The organism is Bifidobacterium apousia, from assembly GCF_007559275.1.
In the GTDB taxonomy this organism is placed as follows: domain Bacteria; phylum Actinomycetota; class Actinomycetes; order Actinomycetales; family Bifidobacteriaceae; genus Bombiscardovia; species Bombiscardovia apousia.
This window is the reverse complement of sequence record NZ_VMHK01000001.1, coordinates 626,227-650,150: the sequence shown is the minus strand read 5'-3', so window position 1 is coordinate 650,150 and position 23,924 is coordinate 626,227. Positions and strand designations below refer to the sequence as shown.

Below are 23,924 nucleotides of genomic sequence, written 5' to 3'. Positions count from 1 at the left end.
ACACCCAGCCTACCGGGCCAGGCCGATGTGTTGCGCCCGGCATAAATACCGCAGGCCTAGGGGCAGACCAGGGAATGCAGGGCCAACGCCGAGCCGTCGGTCAGAGAGGCCACCTGGTCGATGGCCACCCTCAGGCGCCCCCCGTCTGAACCCGCATGGCGCCAATCCTCCAGGAAGACATCCTCCAGAGCATCCGAAGGTGCTGGCGAGTCGGCCATCATCACCTCAACCAGGTCGGTCACGATTTTCAGCTGCTCTGCATGGAAGGGCTCCTTCTCACGGGGAGCCATGACGAAGTAGACAGCAATCCCCTTCAAGGCCACAATCTCATAGGAGGTCCGGGGAGGAATGACCAGCCCCCCCGAGTACCTGGTCAGCGGACCTTGGCCATGGCGGCTTCGGGTGGCCGCCTCCACGGAGTCGGCAAAGCGCCCTATCAGATAGCTGGTGGTGTTCTTCAACGTAGCCAGGGCCCGACGTGAACCGTCGAAGCCCAGCGGCAACATGCCACGAACAGTTTCCAAAGCTCGTACCAGCTGGTCGGCATCCCAGCGGTCGCCATACCAGGATCGGGCGGCCCGGACCACACCATCGATGATCCTGGGCTCAGCCAGTCGCTCAGGCACGAAAGAACCGACCACGATGGCATCCTCCACGTCATGGACGCTGTAGGCGATGTCATCAGCCAAATCCATGACCTGGCACTCCATAGGAGTGCTGGCCTGCGGCGCCCCCTGCTTAAGCCAATGAAAGACCTCTTGGTCGTCAGGGTAGACGCAGAACTTGGCCGTCCTCTCCCCCTTGGGATGAGCCGAGGCCTCAGCCAGGGTCCAGGGATATTTGACCGCAGCATCCAAGGCAGCCCTGGTCAGATTGACCCCTGCCGAGCGTCCGTCCGGATGGAAGACCTTGGGCTCCAGCCTGGTCAGCAATCGAAGGGTCTGTGCATTACCCTCGAATCCCCCAATATCCGAGGCCAGCGAGGACAGGGCACGTTCGCCGTTATGGCCGAAGGGCGGATGGCCTAGGTCATGGGCCAGACAGGCACAGTCCACCACGTCGGGGTCGCAGCCCAGCATGGTGCCAATCTGCCTGCCGATCTGGGCCACCTCCAGGGTGTGGGTCAGCCGTGTACGGGCAAAGTCGTCAGTTCCAGCGACCAGAATCTGCGTCTTGGCCCCCAACCGACGCAGCGCCGACGAGTGAACCAGGCGCGCCCTATCGCGTTCAAAGGCGGTCCTGCTACTGGTCTTTGGAGGCTCTGGGGCCCACCGTTCCTGATCCTGGGCAGAGTAGCCCTCGGCCAGCAGGCGGGATCCGCCCTCCTCGTCAGTGCCCATCAGGCGCACCCGCTCCGTTCAGTCCAGATTGTCCACAACCACCACTTCAGTGGGCACATTGCCCGCCGTTGCCTTGGAATAGGGGCAGAGCTCCTGGGTGCGTTCCACCAGGCGGGTGGCCAGATCACGATCGACGCCGGGCAGGCAGACCTCAATTAGAGCCTTGATGCCAAAGGACTCGCCCTGGTCGCCAAGGGAGATATGAGTGCGCACCTTGCTCTGGGCCAACTTGGTGGCTGGCACACGCAGCTCCTTGCCGGCCAGTCCCATAGCTCCCTGGAAGCAGGCTCCCCAACCGATGGCGAAGAGCTGCTCGGGGTTGGTGCCCTGGCCCTTGCCCCCCATGGCCTTGGGTGTATCCAGGTCCAGGGAGAGATCGGGCTCGTGGCTATCCGCATGGCCCTCGCGGCCTCCGGTGATGTCAGCTACGGCTGTGTATGAGATATTGCTGGGTTCATTTCCTGTATATGTAGTCATAACCTCATCTCACCACTTATATTGCCCCTTGACAAGGCCCCAAGCCCAGGTTCTACCTGTGATAGTGGTCTCAAAGAATGGATTCAGCGGCCATCAGATGCAGGTCGGCAGGGTCGATCACCTCATGCACGCCCAAGTAGAGCCGTGGAATCCGGCTGCGCAGGCAGGTGAAGATCTCATAGCTGATAGTGTCGGCGGCCCGGGCCCAGTCATCAGCGGTTGGCTCGGCCTGATCCACTCCACTGCCTGGACCGAAGAGAACAACGGTATCGCCTTCGCTCACTCCCAAGTCGGAAGCCATGCCCTTGAGGTCAAGTACGCACTGGTCCATGCAGACCCTGCCAGCGACGCGAACCAACTTGGGCCCTTGACGAGTCATCAGACGGACGGGTCCGCCCCGGTGCTCCCGGCCCGTGGCGCCCTGGCGGTCAAAGCCCGAGGCAGACCGATGGATCCCGTCGGCGTAGCCCAGGGGCATGATGGCCGTGCTGGTGGGTTTCTCCGTCAGATAAGTGCGCCCATAGGAGATGCCGTGGCCGGACGGCATATCCTTGACGGTGCCCAGCTGAGCCTGGAGGGTCATGGCCGGACGCAGACCATAATCGGCCGAAACCCCCATGGAGGGATCAGGCTCGTATCCGTACAGGCCGATGCCCGGACGGGTCAGATCGTAACGTATCCCAGGACGGGTGAGCGTGGCGGCGGTATTGGCCAAATGCCGGATTTCGGGTTTCATGCCTGCGGCCGTCATCTTGTCGGAGAACTCCTCGAAGAGCGCGATTTGCTCGTCAGTGGACGACACAAACTCGTCCACGCCAGGCATGTCGGCCACTGCCAGATGGCTGAAAAGCCCCACAGGCTCCAACAGCCCCTTGGCGGCCAGGCGGGAGAGCTCGTGCAGGGCATCCCCGAAGGCTTCAGGGGTGAAGCCGTTGCGTCCAAAGCCGGTGTCCACCTTGATATGGACGCGTGCAGGTCTGCCGGCCCGATCTGCCGCCTGGGCTGCCATGTCCATGGTCTTTAGGGAACCGATGCCCAGATCGATGTCAGCCTGGATCAACTGATCAAAGGGGGCGCGGTCCCCATTGAACATCCAGGACAGAATCCGGCAACGGTCGGGGCCGATGCCTGCACGACGCAGACGCAGGGCCTCGCTGGACTGTGCCGTTCCCAGCCAAGTTGCCCCGCCCGCCAGTGCCGCTAGGGCGGCGGGGATGAGCCCGTGGCCGTAGGCATCGGCCTTGACCACACCCATGACTGCAGCACCGGAGTTCGTGGAATGAACCAGCTTCACCAGGGTGGCCATATTGGCCTTCAAGGTCCGCAAGTCCACGATGATCTGTCCAGGATAGGCCCGAAGAGCCTGCTCGTAATGCCGCTGGCCCTCGGGCCCGGAGAACCGCCATGCCGGTGCTGCGCTCAATGTCATGGCTCCATTGTGCGACGGCGCTGCGACGGTCGGCCTCCGCCCTCAGACGGCAACCAAGCGCCTGGCGGCCCTTTCGCGCCCAGCCAGGTCAAGAGGCCGATCGTGCCGCTGGTAGGCCACCCGCACGTTCTCGATCTCCTTGTTCTCAGGCATGATGATGTTGCCGCAGCGTGTGAAGCCATGAGTCTCCAGGATGTGCTGCATGGCGTAGTTCTTCAATCCCGTGTCGGCGCGGATGTTCTCGTACCTGCGCATGCTCCAGTCAAGCAGGTCCCCAGCCGCGTGACGTCCCAGGCCGGAAGCGGCCACCCGATGGATGGTGGTATAGGGCCGGTCGTCCAGCCAGCTGCCGTCAATGACCTTATAATCAGGTTCCGGGTCATGGAAGAGGGCAAAAACGCCGATGATGCGCTCGTGGCTGCCCTTGTGCTCGTCCAACTCAGGTTCAGGGTAGGCAGGATCGTCAGGAATCTGATCCATGCCATCCGCATCGTCAACCAAGAGCATGGTGTGACCCCCGGCGATGTCCTCGCGGATGCGTTCAGGCAGGGGGTACTTGTCCCCCCACTGACGGGGGTTGCCAGTCTCGGCCATCCGCTTTCTGGCGTAGGCGTAGACAGGCATGATCGCCTCAAAGTCGTCCATGGTGGCATGACGGATCCAACGTGCAGTCTCCATCGCGTACCTGCTCACTGTGGCTACCTCTTTCTCGACCGGTGCGGCAGGGACGAGACCCGCCCCCGCGATTGCCGAAGTACGAGTGTATCCATCAGCAGGCAGTCACGAAGTGAGTACGCATTGAGCGAATCGGGGAATAGTTTGGGCTATTGTGCACTCTCCTGAACCCGGTCTTCCGAGCGCAAACGGCGAGCACGGGTCAGATTGACCACGCTATGTCGGCTGACCAGACGGGTTGGCATGACCACATGCCGCTGGAACTCCTTGCCCTGGCGTGCATTGATGATCATTCCCACCGCCATCCTAGCCATGAGATCGAATGGCTGGTCCACCGTGGTAAGGGCGGGCATCAAGTAAGAGGATGGATAGACGTTGTCGAATCCGACCACAGACAGGTCCTGCCCGGGCTCCAGCCCACGTTCGCGCGCTGCTCTGTAGATATTGACGGCTGTCAAGTCGTTGCAGGCCAGAATCGCAGTTGGACGGTCAGCGCGGTCCAGCAGATCACATGCGGCTTGGTACCCTCTGTCGGGCAAATAGTCTCCCTGCTGAACCATGTTTGACGGCAGACTGGCACCAATGGCTGCCAATGCTGCTCGGTATCCAGCCAGTCTGGCCTGCGCGGATTGCACATTCGCCGGTCCGGCGATGACGCCAATGCTCCGGTGCCCGGCGTCAAGAAGGCATTTGGCCGCTTGGTATCCTCCAGTCCAATTGTCGAGCGTTATGCTCATGTCCTCATCATTGACCAAATCCACCGGATCGACCGCCACCAGGGGAATGCCCCTTGCCTTGAGCACATTCTTGCCCTCCTGATCTATAGAGGACATCTGGGTGATCACCCCCAGCGGGTTGCGATCAATGATCCCCCTCAGGCATTCCTCGGCACGCCGCTGGTGATCAGTCTGTGTCACTGTCAGCGCCAGACCGGCATCCAAAGCCCACTTTGAGGCATAACGTATCATCTCGATAGTGCCATTGTTGGCAATATAATCCACGACCAGCTCAATAGTCTGAGCAATTTTCGTGCTGACAAGCGGATGCGCATAGCCCTCATCTGCCAACGCTTTTTCGACCCTTCGGCGGGTTTTTGCCGCCACGCCCGGTCGACCGTTGATCACCTTGGAGACGGTCGAAGCAGAGATGCCGAGCTGCTCGGCTATGGCGCCAACGTGCGGATTGCCTGGTTCCTGTCTGGCCATGTGCGTCCTTTCCATTACCCACCAATCGTAACCAAGGAAGCACCGAAACCATCCATGTCGGATTTAGAATTTTTACATCTCTAATTTTCAAATTTCTATTTCTACGCCTATACTGAGGTATACGTTCACAAGATTGGCAAAGGAGCCACGATGAGTACTATCACTGCGGTGAAAACGTATGACTTTCGTTTTCCCACTTCTCTGACCCTTTCAGGGTCGGATGCCATGAACAAGGACCCCGACTATTCGGCCGCCTATGTGGAAATACACACCTCGGCTGACGACGGCATCACAGGTTGTGGCCTGGTCTTCACCATCGGACGAGGCAACGATGTTGTTTGCAGAGCCATCGATTCCATAGGAGAGACTCTGCGTGGCCTGGAGGTTGAACGTCTGCTGGACAGCATGGGCCTGGCCTGGGACCTATTGGTCCATGACTCACAGCTGCGCTGGTTGGGGCCCGAAAAGGGAGTCGAGCACATGGCCATTGGCGCACTGCTGAGCGCCCTTTGGGACATGAAAGCCAAAAGGGCGAGAAAACCCTTGTGGTTGCTGCTGGCTGAAATGGATCCTGAGGATCTTGTCAGCACATTGGACTTTCGATATCTGTCTGACGCCCTGCGCCCCGAGGAGGCCATAGACATCCTCAAGGATGGGCAATCCGGCAAGCAGGAGCGCATCGAGGACATTCGCCAGCACGGGTACCCAGGTTATTCGACAGCACCAGGCTGGCTTGGCTATAGCGACGAAAAAATGGTGGAGATCGCTAAACGGGAGACGCAGGAAAAGGGCTTTAAGCAGATCAAGCTCAAGGTAGGCCAGAACCTCGATGATGACATACGCCGCCTGGGACTGGCCAGGGATGCCATCGGTCCCGACGTCCGCCTGGCCGTCGACGCTAATCAGGTCTGGGATGTCCCGCAAGCCATTGATTGGATCAACCATTTCCATGACTTCGACCTGGCATGGGTCGAAGAGCCCACCAGCCCCGACGACATCATCGGCCACGCAACCATTGCCAGAGCCATCAATCCCATACCCGTGGCAACCGGCGAACAGATGCAGAACCGCATCATGTTCAAGCAGTTCCTGCAGGCCAACGCCTTCGGCATCATGCAGATCGACGCCACCAGAGTGGCGGGCCCCCAGGAGATAGTTCTGGAATACCTGCTGGCTCGCAAGTTCCATAAGATAGTCTGCCCACACGCCGGCGGAGTCGGATTGTGCGAGATGGTCTGCCACTTCGCCATGTTCGACTACGCAGCCGTCTCATGCACTACACAGGGCCGAATGATCGAATACGTGGACAATCAGCACGAATATTTCGTGAACCCCGTGCATATCAGCCAAGGCATGTATCAAGCACCGACCGCTCCCGGCAATGGGGCTGAAATGACCGTGGAAACCGCACAGCGCTACCTGCACCAGGAGTGAGAGCGGCCCACCTCAATCAAAATCCGGTCCAAGCACTGGACCTCTAACAAATCATCCATCCATATAGACAAAGGAGTTCTCATGGATCTGCATCTCAAGAACAAGGTATTCATCATCACCGGCGGCTTCAAGGGCATCGGCAGGGGCATCACTCTACAACTGGCCCAGGAGGGTGCCATAACCGCAGTCATAGACCGTGACGAGTCAGCCAAGGACCAGTTCTGCAAAGACATCGAGGCCTATACCGATACCTACCGGACCTTCATTTTGGATCTGAACGACACCGACGGCATAGCACCCATTGTGGAGCAGGTACACAAGGAATTCGGCCATATCGATGGCATAGTCAACAACGCTGGAGTCAACGACAACAAGGCTTTGGAAACCACTGACTGGCGGGAGTTCGAGCGTTCCGTACACGGCAATCTCACCCACTACTACGAACTCATGCATGCCTCTTGTGCCTATCTCAAGGAAAGCCACGGATCCGTCATCAACATCACCTCCAAAACCGCCGTGACCGGTCAGGGCAAGACCAGCGCCTACGCGGCAGCCAAGGGCGGAGTTCTGGGCCTGACCAGAGAATGGGCTGCGGCCTTGGTGCACGATGACGTACGAGTGAACGCCATCGTGGTCTCGGAATGCTGGACCCCGCTCTATGCCGACTGGATCAAGACCTTTGGCGATGAAAAGGCCCAGCAAGCCCGTCTGTCGGTCATCACAGACAAGATTCCTCTGGAGCATCGTATGACCACACCCGAGGAGATTGGGAACACCGCCACCTTCCTGCTCTCTGATCGCGCATCACACACCACCGGCCAATGGGTGTTCGTCGACGGCGGATACGTCCACCTGGACCGGGCACTGAATTGAGCTCTGCCATGGAAAATACAAATACGCGAAACAAGAGCGGATCCAAGGCCACCGTCGCCATAACCCTGGTCATCGGGCTCTTCTTCATCTGGGGTTTGACCATGAATCTGGTCAACGCCCTCAACAGCCCATTCAGCAACTACATGGAGCTGAATAGTACCCAGGCATCACTGCTGCAGGTGGCCTACTACGGAGCCTACTTCGTCATGGCCATCCCAGCCGGAATCATCTCCAAGCGCTTCGGTTACAAGGGCGGGGTCATCTCCGGACTGATACTGTTCGCAGTCGGAGCATTCATCGTGGTGCCGGCCACAAATATGGCCAGCTACGGACTCTTCCTATTCGCCATGTTCGTGGTAGCGCTGGGAGCCTCCTCTCTGGAGACCAACTGCAACCCCTACGTCACTAAGCTGGGCGATGAAAAAGGCGAATCCTTCAGACTCAATCTGGCACAGAGCTTCAACGGCGTCGGCAACGTGGTGGGGCCTCTGATTTTGGGCAGAGTGTTATCCAAAACCCTGACCCCAAAAGAGCCAGGCTTTGAGCAAGCCAAGGTCAAGTTCCTGTCTGATACCAGGATGATCTATATCGTCATCGGCATCGTTCTGCTGTTGGTGTTGGCCGTCTTCATCGTCTTCAAACTGCCAACACCACCCGGCGATGACGAGCAGGAAGGGAAAACTGGCACCGGTTCCGGCACCTCAAGCCTGCTGAAACGCCCTTACTTCGTACTGGGCGTGATAGCCGAGTTCATCTTTATCGGCTTGCAGGTGGCAGGCATGGCCATGTTCTCCGCTTATGCTCTCAAACACTGGGGCGCCGGCATCACCGCCGGTCTGGCTGCCACACTGTTGGCCTTGCTGTCGCTGCTGTTCACCCTTGGCCGGTTCCTGACCACTCCGTTAATGACCAAATTCGATGCCGGCAAGATACTGGGCATCTACATGTGCGTCACAGCCGTGCTGATGGTTCTGGTATTCCTGGGTCTGGGACGATTCTCGGTCATCTGCTTCCTGATTGCTTACCTGTTCATATCGATCGGCTACCCCACCATCTTCTCGCTGACACTCAAGGGCATCAGGGGCAACGACGCCAAGACCGGCTCTTCGGCGCTGGTCATGAGTATCGTCGGAGCAGCCCTGATCCCGCTGCTGCTGGGTGCCATTCAGGATGCCATGGGCATCGAAATCGCCATGCTGGTGACCGTGCCCGGGTTCCTCTACATCGCCTGGTATGCCTTCCGCGGGTGCCGCATAGGTCTTAAGCAGGGAGCCTGACATGACACGACAACTACAGGTCATCGATGCTCACTTCCATATGTGGGATCTTGCGCGGCAGCATCTGCCTTGGCTGGACGGAATGCCCTCACTGAACCGGAGCTTTCCCCTTCACGAGCTGGAAAGGGAATACGAGCAGCTGGGAGTGGAATTTCTGGGCGGAGTCTATGTGGAAGTAGACTCGGACGACCCCCTATTAGAGGATCGCTTGGTCTATGAGAACGATGACCCCAAAATTCTTGCCCGAATGCTACGAGCCCAGGTAGGGCCCTATATGAGGGTGCCCATCAATGCTACGGGCATCAGAGAGCCGCTGCATACGGACTCCGCTCCTCGCGGCCGTTGCATGGAACCCTCCTTCATCGCTGGGCTTCGCGCCATGGCTGATAAGAGCCTGCCCTTTGAGCTATGCAACCGGGGGGTAGAACTGCCGGACATGGCTCAGGCATTCTCTCAGGTTCCTTCCCTGACTGTCATCATGGACCATCTGGGCAACATGCCCGACTTGTCGCCAGCCTGCAGAAAGGCCATGCAGGCCATGGCGGCGCTGCCGCACTGTTATATCAAGGTGTCAGGCGACTTGCCGGTCGATCGCGACATCGTCGCCTTCGTCAGGGACACATTTCCCCCGGACAGGATCCTCTATGCCTCCAACTGGCCGGTCGTCACCGTGCACTCCTCACTCCAGGAACACTGGCAACTGATGCTGGATACCTTTGGCCCTGATGAGGACTTCTTCAAGCACAATGCCATGAGGGCCTATGGGATCGATGCCGATATGCTTACTGTGGAAGGGTGAACATGAGCACATCATCAGCCAAATTCGAGGGAATATTCTGCCCGTCGATAACCGTCAGCGACGATCAAGGAGTCATCGACACCGACCTGTGGGGACGACATCTGGACCATCTGATCCAAGCTGGCATTAATGGGGTGCTCCTGTTCGGAAGCATCGGCGAGTTCTATGCCTATGATCTCCAAGAGAAGCGCTCAGCCCTGCAATTCGCCGTCGACCATATACGGGGGCGCATGAAAGTATTCGTCGGAGTAGGCGACACTGACATGGACCGGGTTATGGATCTGACAAAGTTTGCCGGAGAAATCGGCGCCGATGCCGTGGTGGCTGTCAGCCCCTATTATTTCGGTCCTTCGGAACCGACCGCTTACCGATATTTCACCAGCATCGCCCAGGCCTCGGCTGTACCGGTGATCCTCTACAACTTCCCTGCTCGTACAGGTAACGACTGCTCCCCGGAGTTGGTCGCGAGACTGGCCCAGGAATGTCCAAATATCGTTGGTATCAAAGACACCGTAGACACAATCAGCCACACACGCCGAGTTGTATCAGCAGTCAGACGTGTCAGCCCTGAGTTCTCGGTGTTCTCCGGATTCGACGAATACTATATGGTCAATCGCATCTGCGGAGGCAACGGTGTTTTATCGGGCCTGACCAACGTGGAGCCGGAAACCTTCGTTGCTATGCATCGGGCCTATCAAGAGGGCGATTACCGGACTGCGTTAGACAAGGCCCGACGCATCAACCACTTGATGGCGATTTACGACACTGCGGATTTGTTCGTGTCGGCCATCAAGGGAGCCGTGCGACTGCAGGGTCTGCCCATCAGCACACGAATCCGCGAACCTGCCATGCAGATTGATGACGACCAGATGAAACAGATCGAAACCATACTGCGTAGTTGAGCTTTCGTCTGTTAGATCGAACTGGGCCTGAGGAAAGGAACATACCCTTCCTCAGGCCCAGTTGTTTGCCTGTCAGCGATCAGACCAGCTTGCGCTCAAAAGGATCGGAGCTGATGCCGGCGGCCACGATGTCGCGGCTCCACTGCTTGGCCGAGAAGAGCGAATGGTCGCGGTAGTTGCCGCAGGAGGTGATCTCGGTGCCGGGCACGTCGTCCCAGGTGGCCTTTTCGGCGATGAATTCCAGCGACTCCTTCAGGGCCTTGGCCACATCCTCGGTCGAATGACGGCCCCAGGCAAGCAGGTGGAAGCCCGTCCGGCAGCCGAAAGGCGAGCAGTCGATGTAACCGGGGATGCGCTCGCGCAGGAGCACAGCGATGGTGTGCTCGATGGTATGCAGCCCGGCAGTTGGGATGGCGTTCTGGTTGGGCTGGACCAGGCGCAGATCATAGTTGGAGATGATGTCTCCTTGGGGCCCTTTCTCCTCGTCGATCAGACGAACGTAGGGCGCCTTGACCTTGGTGTGATCCAGCTGGAAGCTCTCTACAATAGGTTTGTCAGCCATTGTTATTTCCTTTCCTGTCGGGCGCCCGGTATGAAAGGCAACCTTGATGAAGTCGTGTATGTCTCATGGTAGGCCGACCTACCTATCAGATTCGGCAGTGCCCCTGACCACATCCACCCCTCCTCTGGCCGAAAACTCGGAGATGACACCCATGAACTGGGGTCCATACTGCTCCAGCTTGTGCTGCCCCACACCATTGACGGCCAGGAAGGTTGCATCATCAGCCGGACGAAGACGGCACATATCGCGCAGTGCCTTGTCAGAGAAGACAATGTAGGGAGGCTTGCCAATCTTGCGGGCTATGCTGGTCCGCAGATCGCGCAGCTTCTGGAAAAGTTCCTCATCCTCTGGGCTGGCATCGTTAGCAGCGGCCTGATCGAGACCATCATCGTCGACAGTCGAAGAAGACCTGCCGCCGTAAACCTTGCCCGAGGCGCGTGGGCGTTCCGTCCGCTTGATCTCGTAATGGAAGTCCGGACTGACCGTCTGCGCGGCCTTGGGCCCGAAATGGACCATGGGCAACCGCCCTTCGGTGATATACAGATACCCGTCCGAGGCCATCTGGTTGAGCACGTCACGGATTCGCGCCTCTGGAACCTGATCCAGAGCGCCATAGCTAGGGCACCGATCCAACCCTCGACGAAGAAGATCCTGCGAGCGCGAACCTCGGAGAATTTGCGCGATCTTGCCGGAGCCGAATCCCTGGTTCACATCATGCACGCACCTGCTGATGGCACGGGCCACATCGCTGACGTCGATGGTCGTGAAGGTGCTCAGACAGTTGGAACAGTTCTGGCAGCCGCCGCTACACGTGTCGGGATGCCCGACCGGGACGGAATTGCCCTTATCGGCCTCGGCAGGCGAAAGGCCCGCGGCAGCCTGGTCCATCTCCTCACCGAAGTACCGCAGCATGTACTGGTGAAGGCAGCCGGTGGTTCGACAGTAGCCGATCATGACGTTGAGCAGACGCCGGTGTTCAGCCCTGACTGCTTCAGTCTGATCCCCGGTCAGCCTGTCATTGCCGTTGTCCATGTCCAAGAGGCGCCTGCGGGTGACGATGTCGCTCTCGTTCCACAGCAGCGAGCAGCGGGCGGGCTCGCCGTCACGTCCAGCTCTGCCGGCCTCCTGGTAGTAGGCCTCGATGCTCTCAGGCATGTTGTGATGGATGACATAGCGCACGTTGGACTTGTCGATGCCCATGCCGAAGGCGTTGGTGGCCACAACCACCTGCACCTTGTCGTTGACGAAGTCCCGTTGCGCCTGCTCCCTGTCCTGGGCATCCATCCCAGCGTGGTAGCTGACAGCGCTTACACCGGCCTTGGTCAGGTCATCGGCCAGGGCCTCGGTCTCCTTGCGAGTCGCGCAGTAGACGATGCCTGAGTCCTCGCCATGCTTCAGGGCGTACTGGACCACCCAGCGATTCTTGTATTTGCTCTCCAGCTTGATCACGTCGAAGAAGAGGTTGGGCCTGTCGAAACCCGTCACCGCTACGTAAGGGTCGTCCAGGCCCAGCATGTATACGATGTCACGTCGAACCTTCTCGGTCGCCGTAGCGGTGAAGGCTGCCACCGTGGGCCGGTTGGGCAGGAATCTGATGAAATCGCCGATGCCCAAGTAGGCAGGGCGGAAGTCCTGACCCCACTGGGATACGCAGTGGGCTTCGTCCACAGCCAGCAGGGAAATTTTTGTATGTTGGGCGAATTCCCTGAATCTGGGGGCGTCCAGCCGCTCTGGGGCCACATAGAGGATCTTGCTGCGCCCTTGTGCAGCCTGAGCCAGGGCCAGGGACTGCTCATCCATATCCTGGGTAGAATTAACGAATGAGGCCTGTATGCCGGCATCCTCCAACCCGTCCACCTGGTCCTTCATCAGAGAAACCAAGGGAGAGATGACGATGGTCAGACCATCCAGAAGAGTGGCAGGAATCTGATAGCAAATAGACTTGCCGGCACCGGTCGGCATAACACCCAGGCAGTCCTGCCCGTTCAGGATAGCCTTGACCAAATCCTCCTGACCCGGGCGAAAGGACTCATATCCGAAATACCTCTTCAGCGCCTGCCCTGCATCCTGGATGTCCACCATGATTCCCCAGTCTATTGCCCCGGCAGGAGTCAAGCAGTGGGCGAACGACCATGTGGTCAATCGTTGCCGGAATTCTTAGCCATCCTGCTACTAACTCAGAATGCTGAACCCTTGGATAGCTGGTAGCTGCCGACGGCTGGTGAGCCAGTAGCTGAACAGGATGCATATGGCGGAGAAGACTAATGTGAAGACCACTTGGGGCCAGAGTAAATACACGGTGACGTATCCCCATAAATCAACATTCATGAAGGGGCTTAAGGTCTTGTACATCCAATGGCCGCGCATAAGGTTGATCATCTGAACCGCCGTTTGCTGCCACCCCCAGAAATTCCAGCCGGAAATCGAATGCCAGAAACCAACACAGATCAACAGCCCTACCAGCAGCAGACATCTGCCTTTTCGATCAAGACGGGCGGCCAGGTCACCCAGCACCTGGCCAAGCAGAACGAAGGCTACCTGCACCATAAAGACATGCAGCGCCAGAGCCAGCCAACGGGACGGCTGCTGGGCATACGACTGGTTAAAACATGACACACTCCAGGGATCAAGAGTCAGTCTCCAAGACGAACAGCCCTGTACGAGAAACCTTCGGTAACTTTCCGTAAAGGGCATCCATCCGATTTGACCCAGGCTGCTGATCATGGCGATCGCGATCATGAAAGTAGCTGTCGCTAGGGCCATGACCACATTGGAGATGATCTGGGTCCATGCGATCGTGGACCGGGTCACGGCGTTGGAGATCAGGGGCCGGAAAGTCGCCAGTGAGCAGGCAAGGGCGGTGGCCATGAACACCATCTCGGTGAACAGACCAGTGAAGCCAGAGCTTAGGGGAATAAACCCCACAACTCCTAGAGCGAGGACGAGAGCCCAAATCAAAAAGACGATCAGCCTCGGCATCACCTGTACGCGCAGGGCCATCCGGGTCTGCACCGCAGGCGAAAGAAAGCGCTTGATACGAGCCCAGCCTTCAGCAGGTCCAGCACCTAGGCCGGGGCTATCTGACCCCGGCTTGGTCTTCGTCCGCACTACCCCCGCAACTTGCGTGTTATTCATTGTGCCGCTCCTTCCGTTATCTGGACGAAGTAGGTCTGCAGATCCATGGGGGCGACAATAAGCCCCTTGGGCTGCTCGTCGGACACTGGCCCCTCGAAGCTGACGCGCAGCAGGTCGCCGATGCGCTGCCTGCTCAGCAGCTGTGGGTCGCCCTGGGCAAGGTAGCCCTCCACGTCACGCGGACGGCCAGTGACAGTGGTCCCCAGGGCTGACAGATCATCCACGCTGAAAGATCGCAGGACCCGCCCCTGGTCGATGATCGTGGCGCGGGAGATGAGCTGGCTGACCTCGTTGATGATATGGGTGGCGATGATCATGGTCGGTCCGCGCTGCTGATAGGCCTCCAGAACGAATGAGTAGATCCTCTCCCTGGCCGCCGCATCCATTCCTGTTGTCGGTTCATCCAGAATGAGGTATTCCACAGGCAGGCAGAGTCCGATGACGTCCTTGACCACCTGACGCTGCCCCATGGAGAGGGAAGCAAAAGTGTCAGTCAGCCTCAATGCGAAGCTCTTAAGAATACGCTCAGCCAAGTGCCAGTCGAAATCACCGTAAAACCCCTCGGCCATGGCGAATGCTTGTCTAATGTGTCGTCGGGATGGATAGGGCCAGGTTTCGTTGACCAAGGCCACGCGGCGAGCGATTCTTGAGTCGCTGACCAGATCGCTTCCATCCAAGTGAACCAGCCCCTGGTCAGGAAGTGTCCTGCCCGTCATCAGATTGCACAGGGTGGACTTGCCGGCTCCGTTCCGCCCGAAAAGTCCGTATATATTGCCAGGCTCAAAGCAGAGCGAGATCTCATCCAGGGCCTTCAGCTTTCCGTACGATTTGTCCACCTTGGAAACTGTCAGACTCATTGGTAGACCCTTTCTATGATGGCGTCCAAGTCCTCACGGGATACGTCCAGAGCCTTGGCTTCTTCGACCAGATCCTGGAACCTGCCGTTCAGAAGTTCCCTCCTCCGACGCTCACGAACGCTCCGGCCAGCACCGGCAGTGACAAACATGCCCAGCCCCCGCCGTTTCTCCAGAAGGCCCCGGTCGACCAGCAGGTTCATCCCCTTGAGGACTGTGGCCGGGTTGATCTGGTAGGCAGTCGAGATTTCCGTGGTGCTGGGAATCCTTTCACCATCGGCGACCAGTCCCTCGGCTATGGCTTCGGTCAACCGGTCTGCCACCTTCACGAAAACGGGCCGACCATCCGGTATTTCGATCGCCATCGTTTGACCGCCTTGTCTGCCTTGATTCGGGGCGTCGAATTAGGATCTGCATTACTGTTTATTACTTAGTTACTTGAGTAACTAACCAACAGTCTACGATTTGTTTTCCCAACCGTCAATTCAGATGCAGCTTTAATCTGCCCGCTTGCTCATGCTCAGCACGTATGCTCTTGCCGCCCTCTTTCGTTCCGGCAAGGACGGGCATGTCCTCATGTAATTCTGCCTGGCCGGGATGCCGGACGAGTCCCAGTACCTAGAGGGTTGCAGCTGCCAGTAGCTGACGGGTATAGGACCGACTTGGGTAATCGAGGATGGTCCTTACCGAACCCTCCTCCACCACCTTCCCCCGGCTGAGCACCATGATCCTGTCCGCGATGTGCTGGACCACACCCAGATCATGGGAAATGATGATCATGGACATGCCATTGGACGGATCGCTCTGCTGCCTGGACCGGGCCATGATGGATTGAAGGGTATGGAGAATTCCGACGCGTGCCGAGACGTCGATGGCGCTCATTGGCTCATCGGCCAAGAGTATCCGGGGCTTGACGATCAGGGCCCGGGCTATGGCCGCCCGCTGGGCCTGGCCGCCAGACAGATCTGAAGGATAAGCCGTCATGATTCTGCCTGGGTCAAGCTGAACCTCTGACAAGACCTTGGCCACCCGATCAGCGAGGTCTTGCTCCCTCTGATACCGATGCCAGCCGTATCTGCTCGCCTTGAGCCTGGCAGCCAGAAGAGGTTCGGCGACCGATCGGCCGATTGTCCACCGGGGATCAAGCGAGGCAAAGGGGTTCTGAAAGACCAGAGCAGAGTCCCGCACAAGTGCCTTGGCGGCCTGGGAACCATGTAGAACGGGTCCGCCCTCATATGCCACCTGCCCGGCATCAGGCCTCAACTGGCCCAGGAGCAGACGTGAAAGCGTGGTTTTTCCTGAACCAGACTCCCCTATGATCGCCAGGCACTCCCCTGGCAGAAGGGAGACATCGATGCCGTCAACCGCAGCCTTTCGAGCCGTTCCACTTCCTGTGGAGGCATAGACCTTGGTCAGGCCCTTCCCTGTCAGGATCGGATCGGCATGTGCACCGTCAGTCAGCCTCATGCTTACCTCCATCTGTGCTCAGCGTCAACTCTCTGGCCGCTCGCACCAGGGTCCTGCCCTGCGGACTGGATGGACTACGCAGAATGCTCTGCGTCTGTCCGCTTTCCACCACTCGCCCAGCATCAAGGATGTAGCAGTAATCAGCAACCCGAGCCAGTACGGAGAAGTCGTGGGTGATGAACAGGAGGGAGGCCCCGCTCTGATCGACCAGGGAAACCAGCAGATCCACAATCTGCCGCTGGGTGATGGCATCCAGGGCCGTGGTCGGCTCGTCTGCCAGTATCAGTCTGGGCTTGGTGACCAAGGCCGTGGCTATGGCCGCCCGCTGCTGCTGTCCCCCGGACAGCTCATGCGGATAGGATCCAGCCAGATCCGCATCCAACCCGACCTGGGCCAATATCTCCATGACCCGCCTGCGCCGTTCCTGGACGCTCAGACGATAGTGGCGGCGAAGAGGCAGCTCAACCTGGCTGTAGATCTTCTTGACCGGGTTCAGGGCCGTGGAAGGATTCTGAAAGATCATGCCCATCCGGGAACCGCGCAGATCCGCCAGGGACCGGTCGTCCGAACCGAGAATCTGGAGCCCGTCCACCAGAATGGATCCCGACAGGGAGGCCGTCAGTGGTGTGGTGCCCAAAACGCTGCGGGCGATCATCGACTTTCCGGAGCCTGAGGAGCCGATCAGGCCTACCCGCTGGCCGTTCCCGACTTTGAGGTCCACCTGGTCGAGAATGGTGCGGCCATTGATGGACAGGCTCAGGCCGTCAATATTCAGCGACATGATTGGCCTCCCTCGCCTGTATGGACCGCATTCTCGACATGATGATCAGCGTCATCTGATTGCCCGGATTGAAGAGTGGACCTTCCGGCGGCAGCTACGGCAGCCCTGAGCCTGGGGATGGTAACCGGATCGATGGCATCACGCAGAGCGTCGCCGAATAGGTTCAGAGCAACCACCACCATCGTGACCACCAGGCCAGGCCAGAGCACAGTCAGCGGAAAGACGTTGATGAACTTGACCGAGGTGGTCAGCGAGTGCCCCCAGGAGGGCAGACCAGAGGGAACGCCCACCCCCAGGTAGGTCAACCCTGCCTCAGCGAGCACAGAGGTCCCCGCCGACATGGAAAGCTGTACGCACAGGACCGGAATGACATTGGGCACCAGATGGGTGCAGAAGATTCTGAAGGATCCGACCCCGCTGTGCCGGGCGGATCGCACGTAGTCCGACTCTGCTGCCAGAAGCGCTTGGGGCCGTACGATCCGGGCCAGGTTGAGTCCGTAACCGAATCCGCAGGCCACGACGACCACAGCGATGCTGGGGCCTAGGGGGACAGCCAGAATCAGAGCCAGCAAAACTGTGGGCAAAGAAATCAGGGCGTCGACCAGGACCACGACGGTCTGCGACACTCCTGAACGGCGCGAGACCATGGCCATAACCAGAAGAAGCCCCAGAACGCCTGATAGGAGGACCGCCAGAAGGCTGATGGCCAGGTTGGTGGCCGATCCCGCCATCAGCCAGGAGAGAATGTCTGCCCCGGTGCCATCCGTTCCCAGCAGGTGGTCGCGGCTGGGGGCCTGCCAGATCCGGTACCCGTCGGTAGTCCAAATAGGAACCGGTGTCCAGAACCTGGAGATCAGGGAGACCAGGATCCATATGGCCAGAACAGTCATCGAGTATCGCCCCGAGGCCTTGCGCCACATGCTGGACAACACCACCCGCATCCGCCCGAAGAATCCTAGTTGCCCGGGGAATGTGGCCCTGGGTCCCAAGCGCGGCCTGTCTGCGTGTTCCCAGCTCATCAGTCAGCCACCTCCTGCCTGGCCGCACCTCGAAAACGCGGATCGATCAGCCTATGAATAACGTCCACCAGCAGTCCCAGGAAGAGGAAGAAGGCCGCCAGAAGAAGCAGCTCGGACTGAACAGCCGGAAGATCCCGGTTGCCCACATCGGTGATCAGCATGGAGCCAAGTCCCGGCAGGGCGAACAGGTTCTCGCTGACCATGACCCCGGTGATCATCTCGGCCATGGTCAGCCCGATCACCGAAACCAGCTGGGGGGAAGCCAGCCGCAGACCGATACGCAGGGCGGCCTGGGTCCGGGTCATCCCGCAGGCCATGCCCATGTCCACATACCCCGAAGAGAGCATGTCGCCCAACAAGGAGCGGGTGTACCGCATGATGCCGGCACCCACGATGATGCCGGTGGACAGAGCAGGCAGAATCAAAGCAGCCAAGGCCTGACCCGGCTGAGCCCAGCCGAGAGCAGGAAAGCCCTGGGAGGGCAGCAGGCCAATCAGGCCGCTGCCCTTGGCGAAGAGCATGATCAGCAGCAGTCCTGACCAGAGGGCGGGTATGGATCCGCCCACGATGGCGGCCATGTGGCTGAAGGACTGCATCCGTGGCGAGCGCGCCAAAGCGGCCGCGCAGCCCAGGGGAATACCCAGCAGCAGGGCCACACCCAGCCCCAGAAGAATCAGCGGGAAGGTGATCTGGGCCCGGACACCAACCTGGGAGGCGATGGGACGGTTGGTCAGAATGGACCTGCCCAGGTCCCCTTGCAGAAAGCCGCTGATCCAGTCCAGATACTGCCTTGGGTAGGAGCGGTCCAGGCCCATCTGCCGACGCAGCCGGTCAACACGCGCAGGCGGAGCATCCAGTCCGGCCATGACGGCGGCCACGTCACCGGGCAGGATGCGCAGTGCCAGGAAGATCAGCAGGGAGATGCCCATCAGCGCCAAGATGAAGAGCACCAGGCGCCGCACTAGGAATTTGGCCATGGTTATCCCCGCCTGTAGGTCACGTCGGACAAGGGCATGAGGGACTGGTTCAGATCGACCGGGAAGCCCTCCAATCCCGTCCGCCAGGCCGTGGTCACCCGGTAGTTGAAGAGCCAATCCGCCGCCGCATCGTTGCTGACAATCCGGGCGGCCTTGGCCAGGAGCCTGTCGGAGTCATCGGCGGAGGTCGTGGCCATGGCCTGCCTATAGAGCTCCTGGACCTGACGATTGTCATAGTTGTAGTAGTAGCCGGGGTTGGCCCACTGATGGAAGTCGTGGCTCTCGCCATGATCCACCAGAGACAGGTCATAGTCCTTGTTGGCATGGACGTCCTGGAGCCAAACCGAGAACTCCACCACCCGCACATCCAGGTCGATGCCCACCTGACGCAGCTGCGAGCGCAGCTGATCGCCCAACTCGCTGCCGTAGGTGTTGGCGTAGGTCAGCCGCAGCTTGAGCCGGTGTTCGGGACCGTACCCTGCCTGGGCCAGAAGCCGCCGCGCCTGCTCCGGATCGTGGGGGTAGAGCCCGGTCAGATCCTGATAGCCGGGATCCAGGGAGGATATTGGGCCGCCCATGGCCCTGTCCGATCCGCCCCGGGAGGCGATCAGCTGCCGATGGTCGATGGCATGGCGGATGGCCTGACGCACCCGCAGGTCGGATGTGGCGGCACCCTTGCCATTCATGGCCAGGACGTACTTGTCGGTGTCGTCGCCCGCCTTGACCTGGAAGTCCGGGTTCTTGCGGAAGGGACTGGCCAGGTTCTCGGTGACCGGAGCCAGCACCTGCACATCCCCGCTGCGCAGGGCGTTGACGGCGGCGTTGTCGTCATTGAGGTAGCGGATGACGATGGTTGGCGTCTTAGGCTTGTCGCTGCCCCAGTAGTGCGGATCCGCCTTGAGGGTGACCGAATCGTTTGGCCGGAAGCTTTCCAGCAGGTATGGGCCGGATCCCACGGCCTGGGTCTTCATGTCGTAATGAGCCCGCCGGTCGAAGACCAGGCCAGCCCGGCCGCTCAGCTGCCAGAGCAGGTCCTGGTAGGGTCTGGACAGCGTCAGGCGCACTGTCAGCGGATCTGTGGCCTCAACGCCCTGGAAGCCCTCCAGCATCTCGCTGCCCTGATAGTGGCCTGCCATGAGCCCGCGAATGGAGTCGACCACGTCCTGGGCCCGAAGAGCATGACCGTTGGAGAAGCGGATGCCCTCATACAGGTGGAAGGTGTAGACCAGGCCGTCCTCGGAGACATTCCAGGTTCTGGCCAGGCCCGGGCGCACCTGGTTCCGGGAATCCCGTGACACCAGGCCCTGATAGACATTGCCGATCAGAAGCTGATCCAGCGCCGTACCCGACTGGTTGCGGATGTCCAGATTGGTGGGAGCCAGCTTGAGCCCCACCGTGACCGTGTCCGCAACGGTTCCTCCCTCGGCCTGGCCAATAGGTCCACGATGCCCGGTCCACAGCGAGAGAGCCAAGGCCAGGGCCAGCAGGAGACTGAGCAGCTTCCAGGGCAGGGTGTTGCCACCCGACCTCATAGGCCTGATCCTGGCGTTGAGTTCGGGGTCAGTGCTGGGGCCTGGCTCCTGGGCCGAGTCTGTATCAGTTGCGGTCACGCTGCCGTGGGCATGCGTGCCGTGTCGATCTGCATTCATTGACGAATCCTTATGCTGCGGTTGACCGCCATTTTGGTCGATCACCGCCCACCAGCATACTCCCCGAAGCCATCACCCGGGTCTATGCGCTTAGGATGGATCCAGAAAGCGCCACGCGCCCGGACGACGGCAGGGAGGAAGAAGCATGCTGCTGGCCATCGACATCGGCAACACCAACATCGAGGTCGGATTCATGGAGGGCGACCAGGTCGCCGCCTCCTACCGGCTGACCACAAGAATCGACCACACGGCCGATGAGTTCGGGCTTCTGCTGGGGCAGCTCATGGCCCTGGCAGGCTACAAGACTGCGGACGTGCAGGACGCCATCATCTCGTCAGTAGCTCCCGCGGTCATGCACGCCGTCAGATCCTGCCTGATCCGTTTCTTTTCCATCGACCCCATGGTGGTAGGCCCCGGCGTGAAGACAGGCATGAACATTCGTTTGGACGACCCGCGCTCCCTGGGCGCCGACTGCCTGGCCGACTGCGTGGGCGCCTTCCACCGCTACGGAGGGCCGGTCCTGGTCATCGACTTCGGCACAGCCACCACCTTCAACTATGTGGACGACAAGGGCGCCATCCGTTCAGGCCTGATCGTGCCGGGCATCCGTTCGGGGGCTCAGGCCCTGGCCGGACAGACCGCCCAATTGCCCCAGGTGGAAATCACCCGTCCTCAGACCATCATGGCCACGGGTACCAGGACGGCCATGCAGGCCGGACTCTACTACAACTTCCTCGGCGGCCTGGAGCGGATCATTCGCCAATACCGCAGCGAAATCGGCCGAGACTTCCACGTGGTAGCCACGGGCGGCATGGGTCGCACCTTCTCAGAGGACACTGACCTGATCGGGGTCTACGATCCCGAGCTGATCTTCGCTGGCATGTACAGGATTCACCAGCTCAATGCCGATGGCCGACCACACGCTGCACCAGCGCGCCATTGACCTGCAGGCTGGCCTGCTTGCCATCCCCGTCGACGCTGGCCAGCGAGCCCACCAGGGCCTGGCCCTCCAGCTGAACCTGCACCGGATGCCTGGTCCGGTTGAACAGAAAGACGAAGCGCGTCCGATCATCTCCGCTGACTCGCTCAACTCTCAACAGATCGGGGTCGCCCTGGGCTGACCTCATATCAGCGATATCCAGCGCCTCCAAGAGAGCAGGAAGGACCTTGGGCAGATCCTGGGCATCCAAACGGCAGCCCAGGTAGGCGGCCTTGCCGTGACCCCAGTCATGGACGGTCATGGCCGGCATGCCATCCATACCTGTCCAGGGATCCGCCCGGTAGCTAGCCAGGACCTTGGTGCCCTTGTCCAGGTGGCCGATGACATCGGCCCAATCTTGCGCCCTGACCCCGTTGGTCAGGTCAAGATGGTCCAGCAGACCAGGCGTGCCGAGGGCCATGGGTGCGAACTCCTCGACCGACAGACCCAGCAGGTCCCGAAGCGGCCCCGGATATCCTCCCGTCCAGACACGGTCCTGCTCGTCGGCGATACCGCTACCCCAAGTGACGATCAGCCGCCCCCCACCATGTACATACTTGTGCAGCCGCTTGGAGAGGTCAGCGTCGATCAGGTAGAGGGCTGGCAGGACCACCAGCGGATACTCCTCCCATCCGGCCCTGACCGGCAGGACATCAGGCCGGATGGCGTTGTCCAGAAAGGCCCGGTACCAGACCGGCGGCTCCTGGCCATGCTCGACCCGGTCGCTGGGTGAGGCTGCGTGAGAGCTGGCCCACTGGCTTGCATAGTCGAATACCAGGGCCACCGGGGCCTTGGCCAGCGTGGTACCAGCCAAACCAGCCTGCGAGAGGCCCTGCAGGTCCCCTCCCAACTGGCAGACGTCGCGGAAGACTGCCGTGTCCTCGCCGGCATGAGGCAGCATGGCCGAGTGGAACTTTTCCGCGCCGGCCCGGGACTGCCTCCACTGGAAGTAGCAGATGGCATCAGCACCGAGTGCCAGGTGGACCAGGGAGTCGCGCTCCAGCTGTCCAGGCTCCTTGCGGAGGTTGACCGGCCGCCAGTTGACCGCCGAGGTGGACTGCTCCATAAGCCACCAGGGACGTCGGCGGGCGATGGCGTCCACCAGGCTGGAGGAATAGGCCAGCTCCTCCAGATGATCCCTGCCCGGCATCACATAGTGGTCGTTGGCCACAAAGTCCACCTGGTTGCCCCAGTCGTCGTAGTCCAGGGCGAATCCGCCGGCGCTGACCATGAAGTTGGTGGTCAGGGGGATGTCCGGGGTGATCTCAGCCAGGGTGTCACGCTCAGCCATGTAGAAATTTTTGAGGGCATCGGAGCTGAATCGCTCGAAGTCCAGCATGCGGCCCGGATTCTGGAAATTCCCCTGACCGATAAAGCGCGGCGGCAGAATCTGCGAGAAGTCGCTCAGCCGCTGTGACCAAAAGTCCGTGCCCCAGGCGCAGTTGACGGCCTCGATGTCCTTGTAGCGGCGGCGGCACCAGCGCTGGAAGGCCCGCATGGCATCGTCGGAATAGTCGAAGCGATTGTGGCAGCCATACTCATTGCCCACATGCCAGGCCACCAGATAGGGGTTGTCCCGGTAGTGCTCGGCCATGGCCCGGCAGAGTTTCAAAGCGTAGGAGCGGAAGACCGGCGAGGTGGGCCGCCAGTGCTGCCGGGCCCCGGGCCAGACCGTGTCGCCTCGCTCGTCCCTGAGCAGAACCTCAGGATGGGCCTGGGTCAGCCAGAGCGGCGGCGAGGCTGTGGCCGAGGCCAGGTTGACCCCGATGCCCGCCCGGCCAAGCTTGTCGATGATCCGGTCCAGCCAGTCAAAGTCGAATACACCCTGGCTGGGCTCTATGCGCGACCAGGAGAAGACCCCTAGGGCCACCACGTTGACCCCTGCCTTGGTCATCAGCCTGATGTCTTCATCCCATGTATCCTCGGGCCACTGGTCGGGGTTGTAGTCGCAGCCGTACCAGAGGGACTGCTGACCCTTGAGATGCTTGGGCCATCGATAGGCCCGCCGTGTCGGTTTGCTCATGGGTAGAACCTCCTGGTCCGTCTCAATCCTCGGACGGGGGTGCCTGCCGCGTCCACGTCGTCCCGCG

At 60.1% G+C, this 23,924-nt stretch carries 22 protein-coding genes; 6 read left to right on the top strand and 16 right to left on the bottom strand.

What is annotated here, in order from left to right; all coding sequences use genetic code 11:
* Positions 1-56: 56 nt before the first annotated feature.
* The 5 genes from FPK30_RS02680 to FPK30_RS02660 all read right to left on the bottom strand — a co-directional run bounded on the left by FPK30_RS02680 (position 57) and on the right by FPK30_RS02660 (position 5,126).
* Complete coding sequence (locus FPK30_RS02680; RefSeq protein ID WP_144085156.1) at positions 57-1,340, bottom strand: deoxyguanosinetriphosphate triphosphohydrolase; 1,284 nt, start codon at positions 1,338-1,340, stop codon at positions 57-59.
* A gap of 18 nt (positions 1,341-1,358) precedes the next feature.
* On the bottom strand, positions 1,359-1,817 hold the full coding sequence (locus FPK30_RS02675) for an Ohr family peroxiredoxin (RefSeq protein WP_024626651.1): 459 nt from the start codon (positions 1,815-1,817) through the stop codon (positions 1,359-1,361).
* Between the two features lie 70 nt (positions 1,818-1,887).
* Positions 1,888-3,246 (bottom strand): alanine racemase, encoded by a 1,359-nt coding sequence (gene alr, locus FPK30_RS02670; protein WP_144085155.1) that lies wholly within the window; start codon positions 3,244-3,246, stop codon positions 1,888-1,890.
* 42 nt (positions 3,247-3,288) lie between these two features.
* Positions 3,289-3,924, bottom strand: coding sequence for an N-acetyltransferase (locus tag FPK30_RS02665; protein ID WP_144085220.1), 636 nt, complete (start codon positions 3,922-3,924; stop codon positions 3,289-3,291).
* Positions 3,925-4,070: 146 nt separating this feature from the next.
* On the bottom strand, positions 4,071-5,126 hold the full coding sequence (locus tag FPK30_RS02660) for a LacI family DNA-binding transcriptional regulator (protein ID WP_144085154.1): 1,056 nt from the start codon (positions 5,124-5,126) through the stop codon (positions 4,071-4,073).
* Between the two features lie 150 nt (positions 5,127-5,276).
* Between FPK30_RS02660 and FPK30_RS02655 the strand changes: the two genes are divergently transcribed.
* From FPK30_RS02655 to FPK30_RS02635, 5 genes are all read left to right on the top strand, one after another.
* Positions 5,277-6,560, top strand: coding sequence for an enolase C-terminal domain-like protein (locus FPK30_RS02655; protein ID WP_144085153.1), 1,284 nt, complete (start codon positions 5,277-5,279; stop codon positions 6,558-6,560).
* An 81-nt stretch (positions 6,561-6,641) separates the two neighbouring features.
* Positions 6,642-7,433: an SDR family oxidoreductase gene (locus FPK30_RS02650; RefSeq protein WP_101432669.1), complete on the top strand. Its 792-nt coding sequence runs from the start codon at positions 6,642-6,644 to the stop codon at positions 7,431-7,433.
* A gap of 8 nt (positions 7,434-7,441) precedes the next feature.
* The gene (locus FPK30_RS02645) at positions 7,442-8,710 is read left to right on the top strand and encodes an MFS transporter (protein ID WP_144085152.1); all 1,269 of its coding nucleotides are present in this window, start codon (positions 7,442-7,444) and stop codon (positions 8,708-8,710) included.
* A 1-nt stretch (position 8,711) separates the two neighbouring features.
* Positions 8,712-9,509, top strand: coding sequence for an amidohydrolase family protein (locus FPK30_RS02640; RefSeq protein ID WP_144085151.1), 798 nt, complete (start codon positions 8,712-8,714; stop codon positions 9,507-9,509).
* 2 nt (positions 9,510-9,511) lie between these two features.
* Entirely contained in the window at positions 9,512-10,411 is a 900-nt protein-coding gene (locus FPK30_RS02635) for a dihydrodipicolinate synthase family protein (protein ID WP_144085150.1), read from the top strand.
* A 79-nt stretch (positions 10,412-10,490) separates the two neighbouring features.
* Here the strand turns inward: FPK30_RS02635 and FPK30_RS02630 are convergent, their stop codons facing one another.
* The 10 genes from FPK30_RS02630 to FPK30_RS02585 all read right to left on the bottom strand — a co-directional run bounded on the left by FPK30_RS02630 (position 10,491) and on the right by FPK30_RS02585 (position 20,855).
* Positions 10,491-10,973, bottom strand: coding sequence for an S-ribosylhomocysteine lyase (locus tag FPK30_RS02630; RefSeq protein ID WP_024626660.1), 483 nt, complete (start codon positions 10,971-10,973; stop codon positions 10,491-10,493).
* Between the two features lie 78 nt (positions 10,974-11,051).
* On the bottom strand, positions 11,052-13,055 hold the full coding sequence (locus tag FPK30_RS02625; protein ID WP_144085149.1) for a RecQ family ATP-dependent DNA helicase: 2,004 nt from the start codon (positions 13,053-13,055) through the stop codon (positions 11,052-11,054).
* A gap of 90 nt (positions 13,056-13,145) precedes the next feature.
* Positions 13,146-14,108 carry a hypothetical protein gene (locus FPK30_RS02620; protein WP_144085148.1) on the bottom strand — a complete coding sequence of 321 codons (963 nt, stop codon included), beginning with the start codon at positions 14,106-14,108 and terminating at the stop codon, positions 13,146-13,148.
* On the bottom strand, positions 14,105-14,965 hold the full coding sequence (locus FPK30_RS02615; protein WP_144085147.1) for an ATP-binding cassette domain-containing protein: 861 nt from the start codon (positions 14,963-14,965) through the stop codon (positions 14,105-14,107). Before FPK30_RS02615 ends, FPK30_RS02620 begins: the two co-directional genes overlap by 4 nt.
* Entirely contained in the window at positions 14,962-15,327 is a 366-nt protein-coding gene (locus FPK30_RS02610) for a GntR family transcriptional regulator (protein WP_144085146.1), read from the bottom strand. Before FPK30_RS02610 ends, FPK30_RS02615 begins: the two co-directional genes overlap by 4 nt.
* Before the next feature lie 253 nt (positions 15,328-15,580).
* On the bottom strand, positions 15,581-16,429 hold the full coding sequence (locus tag FPK30_RS02605) for an ATP-binding cassette domain-containing protein (protein WP_144085145.1): 849 nt from the start codon (positions 16,427-16,429) through the stop codon (positions 15,581-15,583).
* Entirely contained in the window at positions 16,416-17,210 is a 795-nt protein-coding gene (locus FPK30_RS02600; RefSeq protein ID WP_144085144.1) for an ABC transporter ATP-binding protein, read from the bottom strand. Before FPK30_RS02600 ends, FPK30_RS02605 begins: the two co-directional genes overlap by 14 nt.
* Positions 17,201-18,151 carry an ABC transporter permease gene (locus FPK30_RS02595; RefSeq protein WP_232345912.1) on the bottom strand — a complete coding sequence of 317 codons (951 nt, stop codon included), beginning with the start codon at positions 18,149-18,151 and terminating at the stop codon, positions 17,201-17,203. The genes FPK30_RS02600 and FPK30_RS02595 overlap by 10 nt, the downstream gene beginning before the upstream one ends.
* 77 nt (positions 18,152-18,228) lie before the next feature.
* Entirely contained in the window at positions 18,229-19,206 is a 978-nt protein-coding gene (locus FPK30_RS02590) for an ABC transporter permease (protein ID WP_144085143.1), read from the bottom strand.
* Positions 19,207-19,208: 2 nt separating this feature from the next.
* Positions 19,209-20,855, bottom strand: coding sequence for an ABC transporter substrate-binding protein (locus FPK30_RS02585; RefSeq protein ID WP_144085142.1), 1,647 nt, complete (start codon positions 20,853-20,855; stop codon positions 19,209-19,211).
* A 145-nt stretch (positions 20,856-21,000) separates the two neighbouring features.
* On the opposite strand from FPK30_RS02585, the gene FPK30_RS02580 reads away from it, so the two are divergent.
* On the top strand, positions 21,001-21,798 hold the full coding sequence (locus FPK30_RS02580) for a type III pantothenate kinase (protein ID WP_144085141.1): 798 nt from the start codon (positions 21,001-21,003) through the stop codon (positions 21,796-21,798).
* Here the strand turns inward: FPK30_RS02580 and FPK30_RS02575 are convergent.
* Positions 21,755-23,857: a beta-galactosidase gene (locus tag FPK30_RS02575; protein WP_144085140.1), complete on the bottom strand. Its 2,103-nt coding sequence runs from the start codon at positions 23,855-23,857 to the stop codon at positions 21,755-21,757. The genes FPK30_RS02580 and FPK30_RS02575 overlap by 44 nt on opposite strands.
* Between the last annotated feature and the right edge of the window lie 67 nt (positions 23,858-23,924).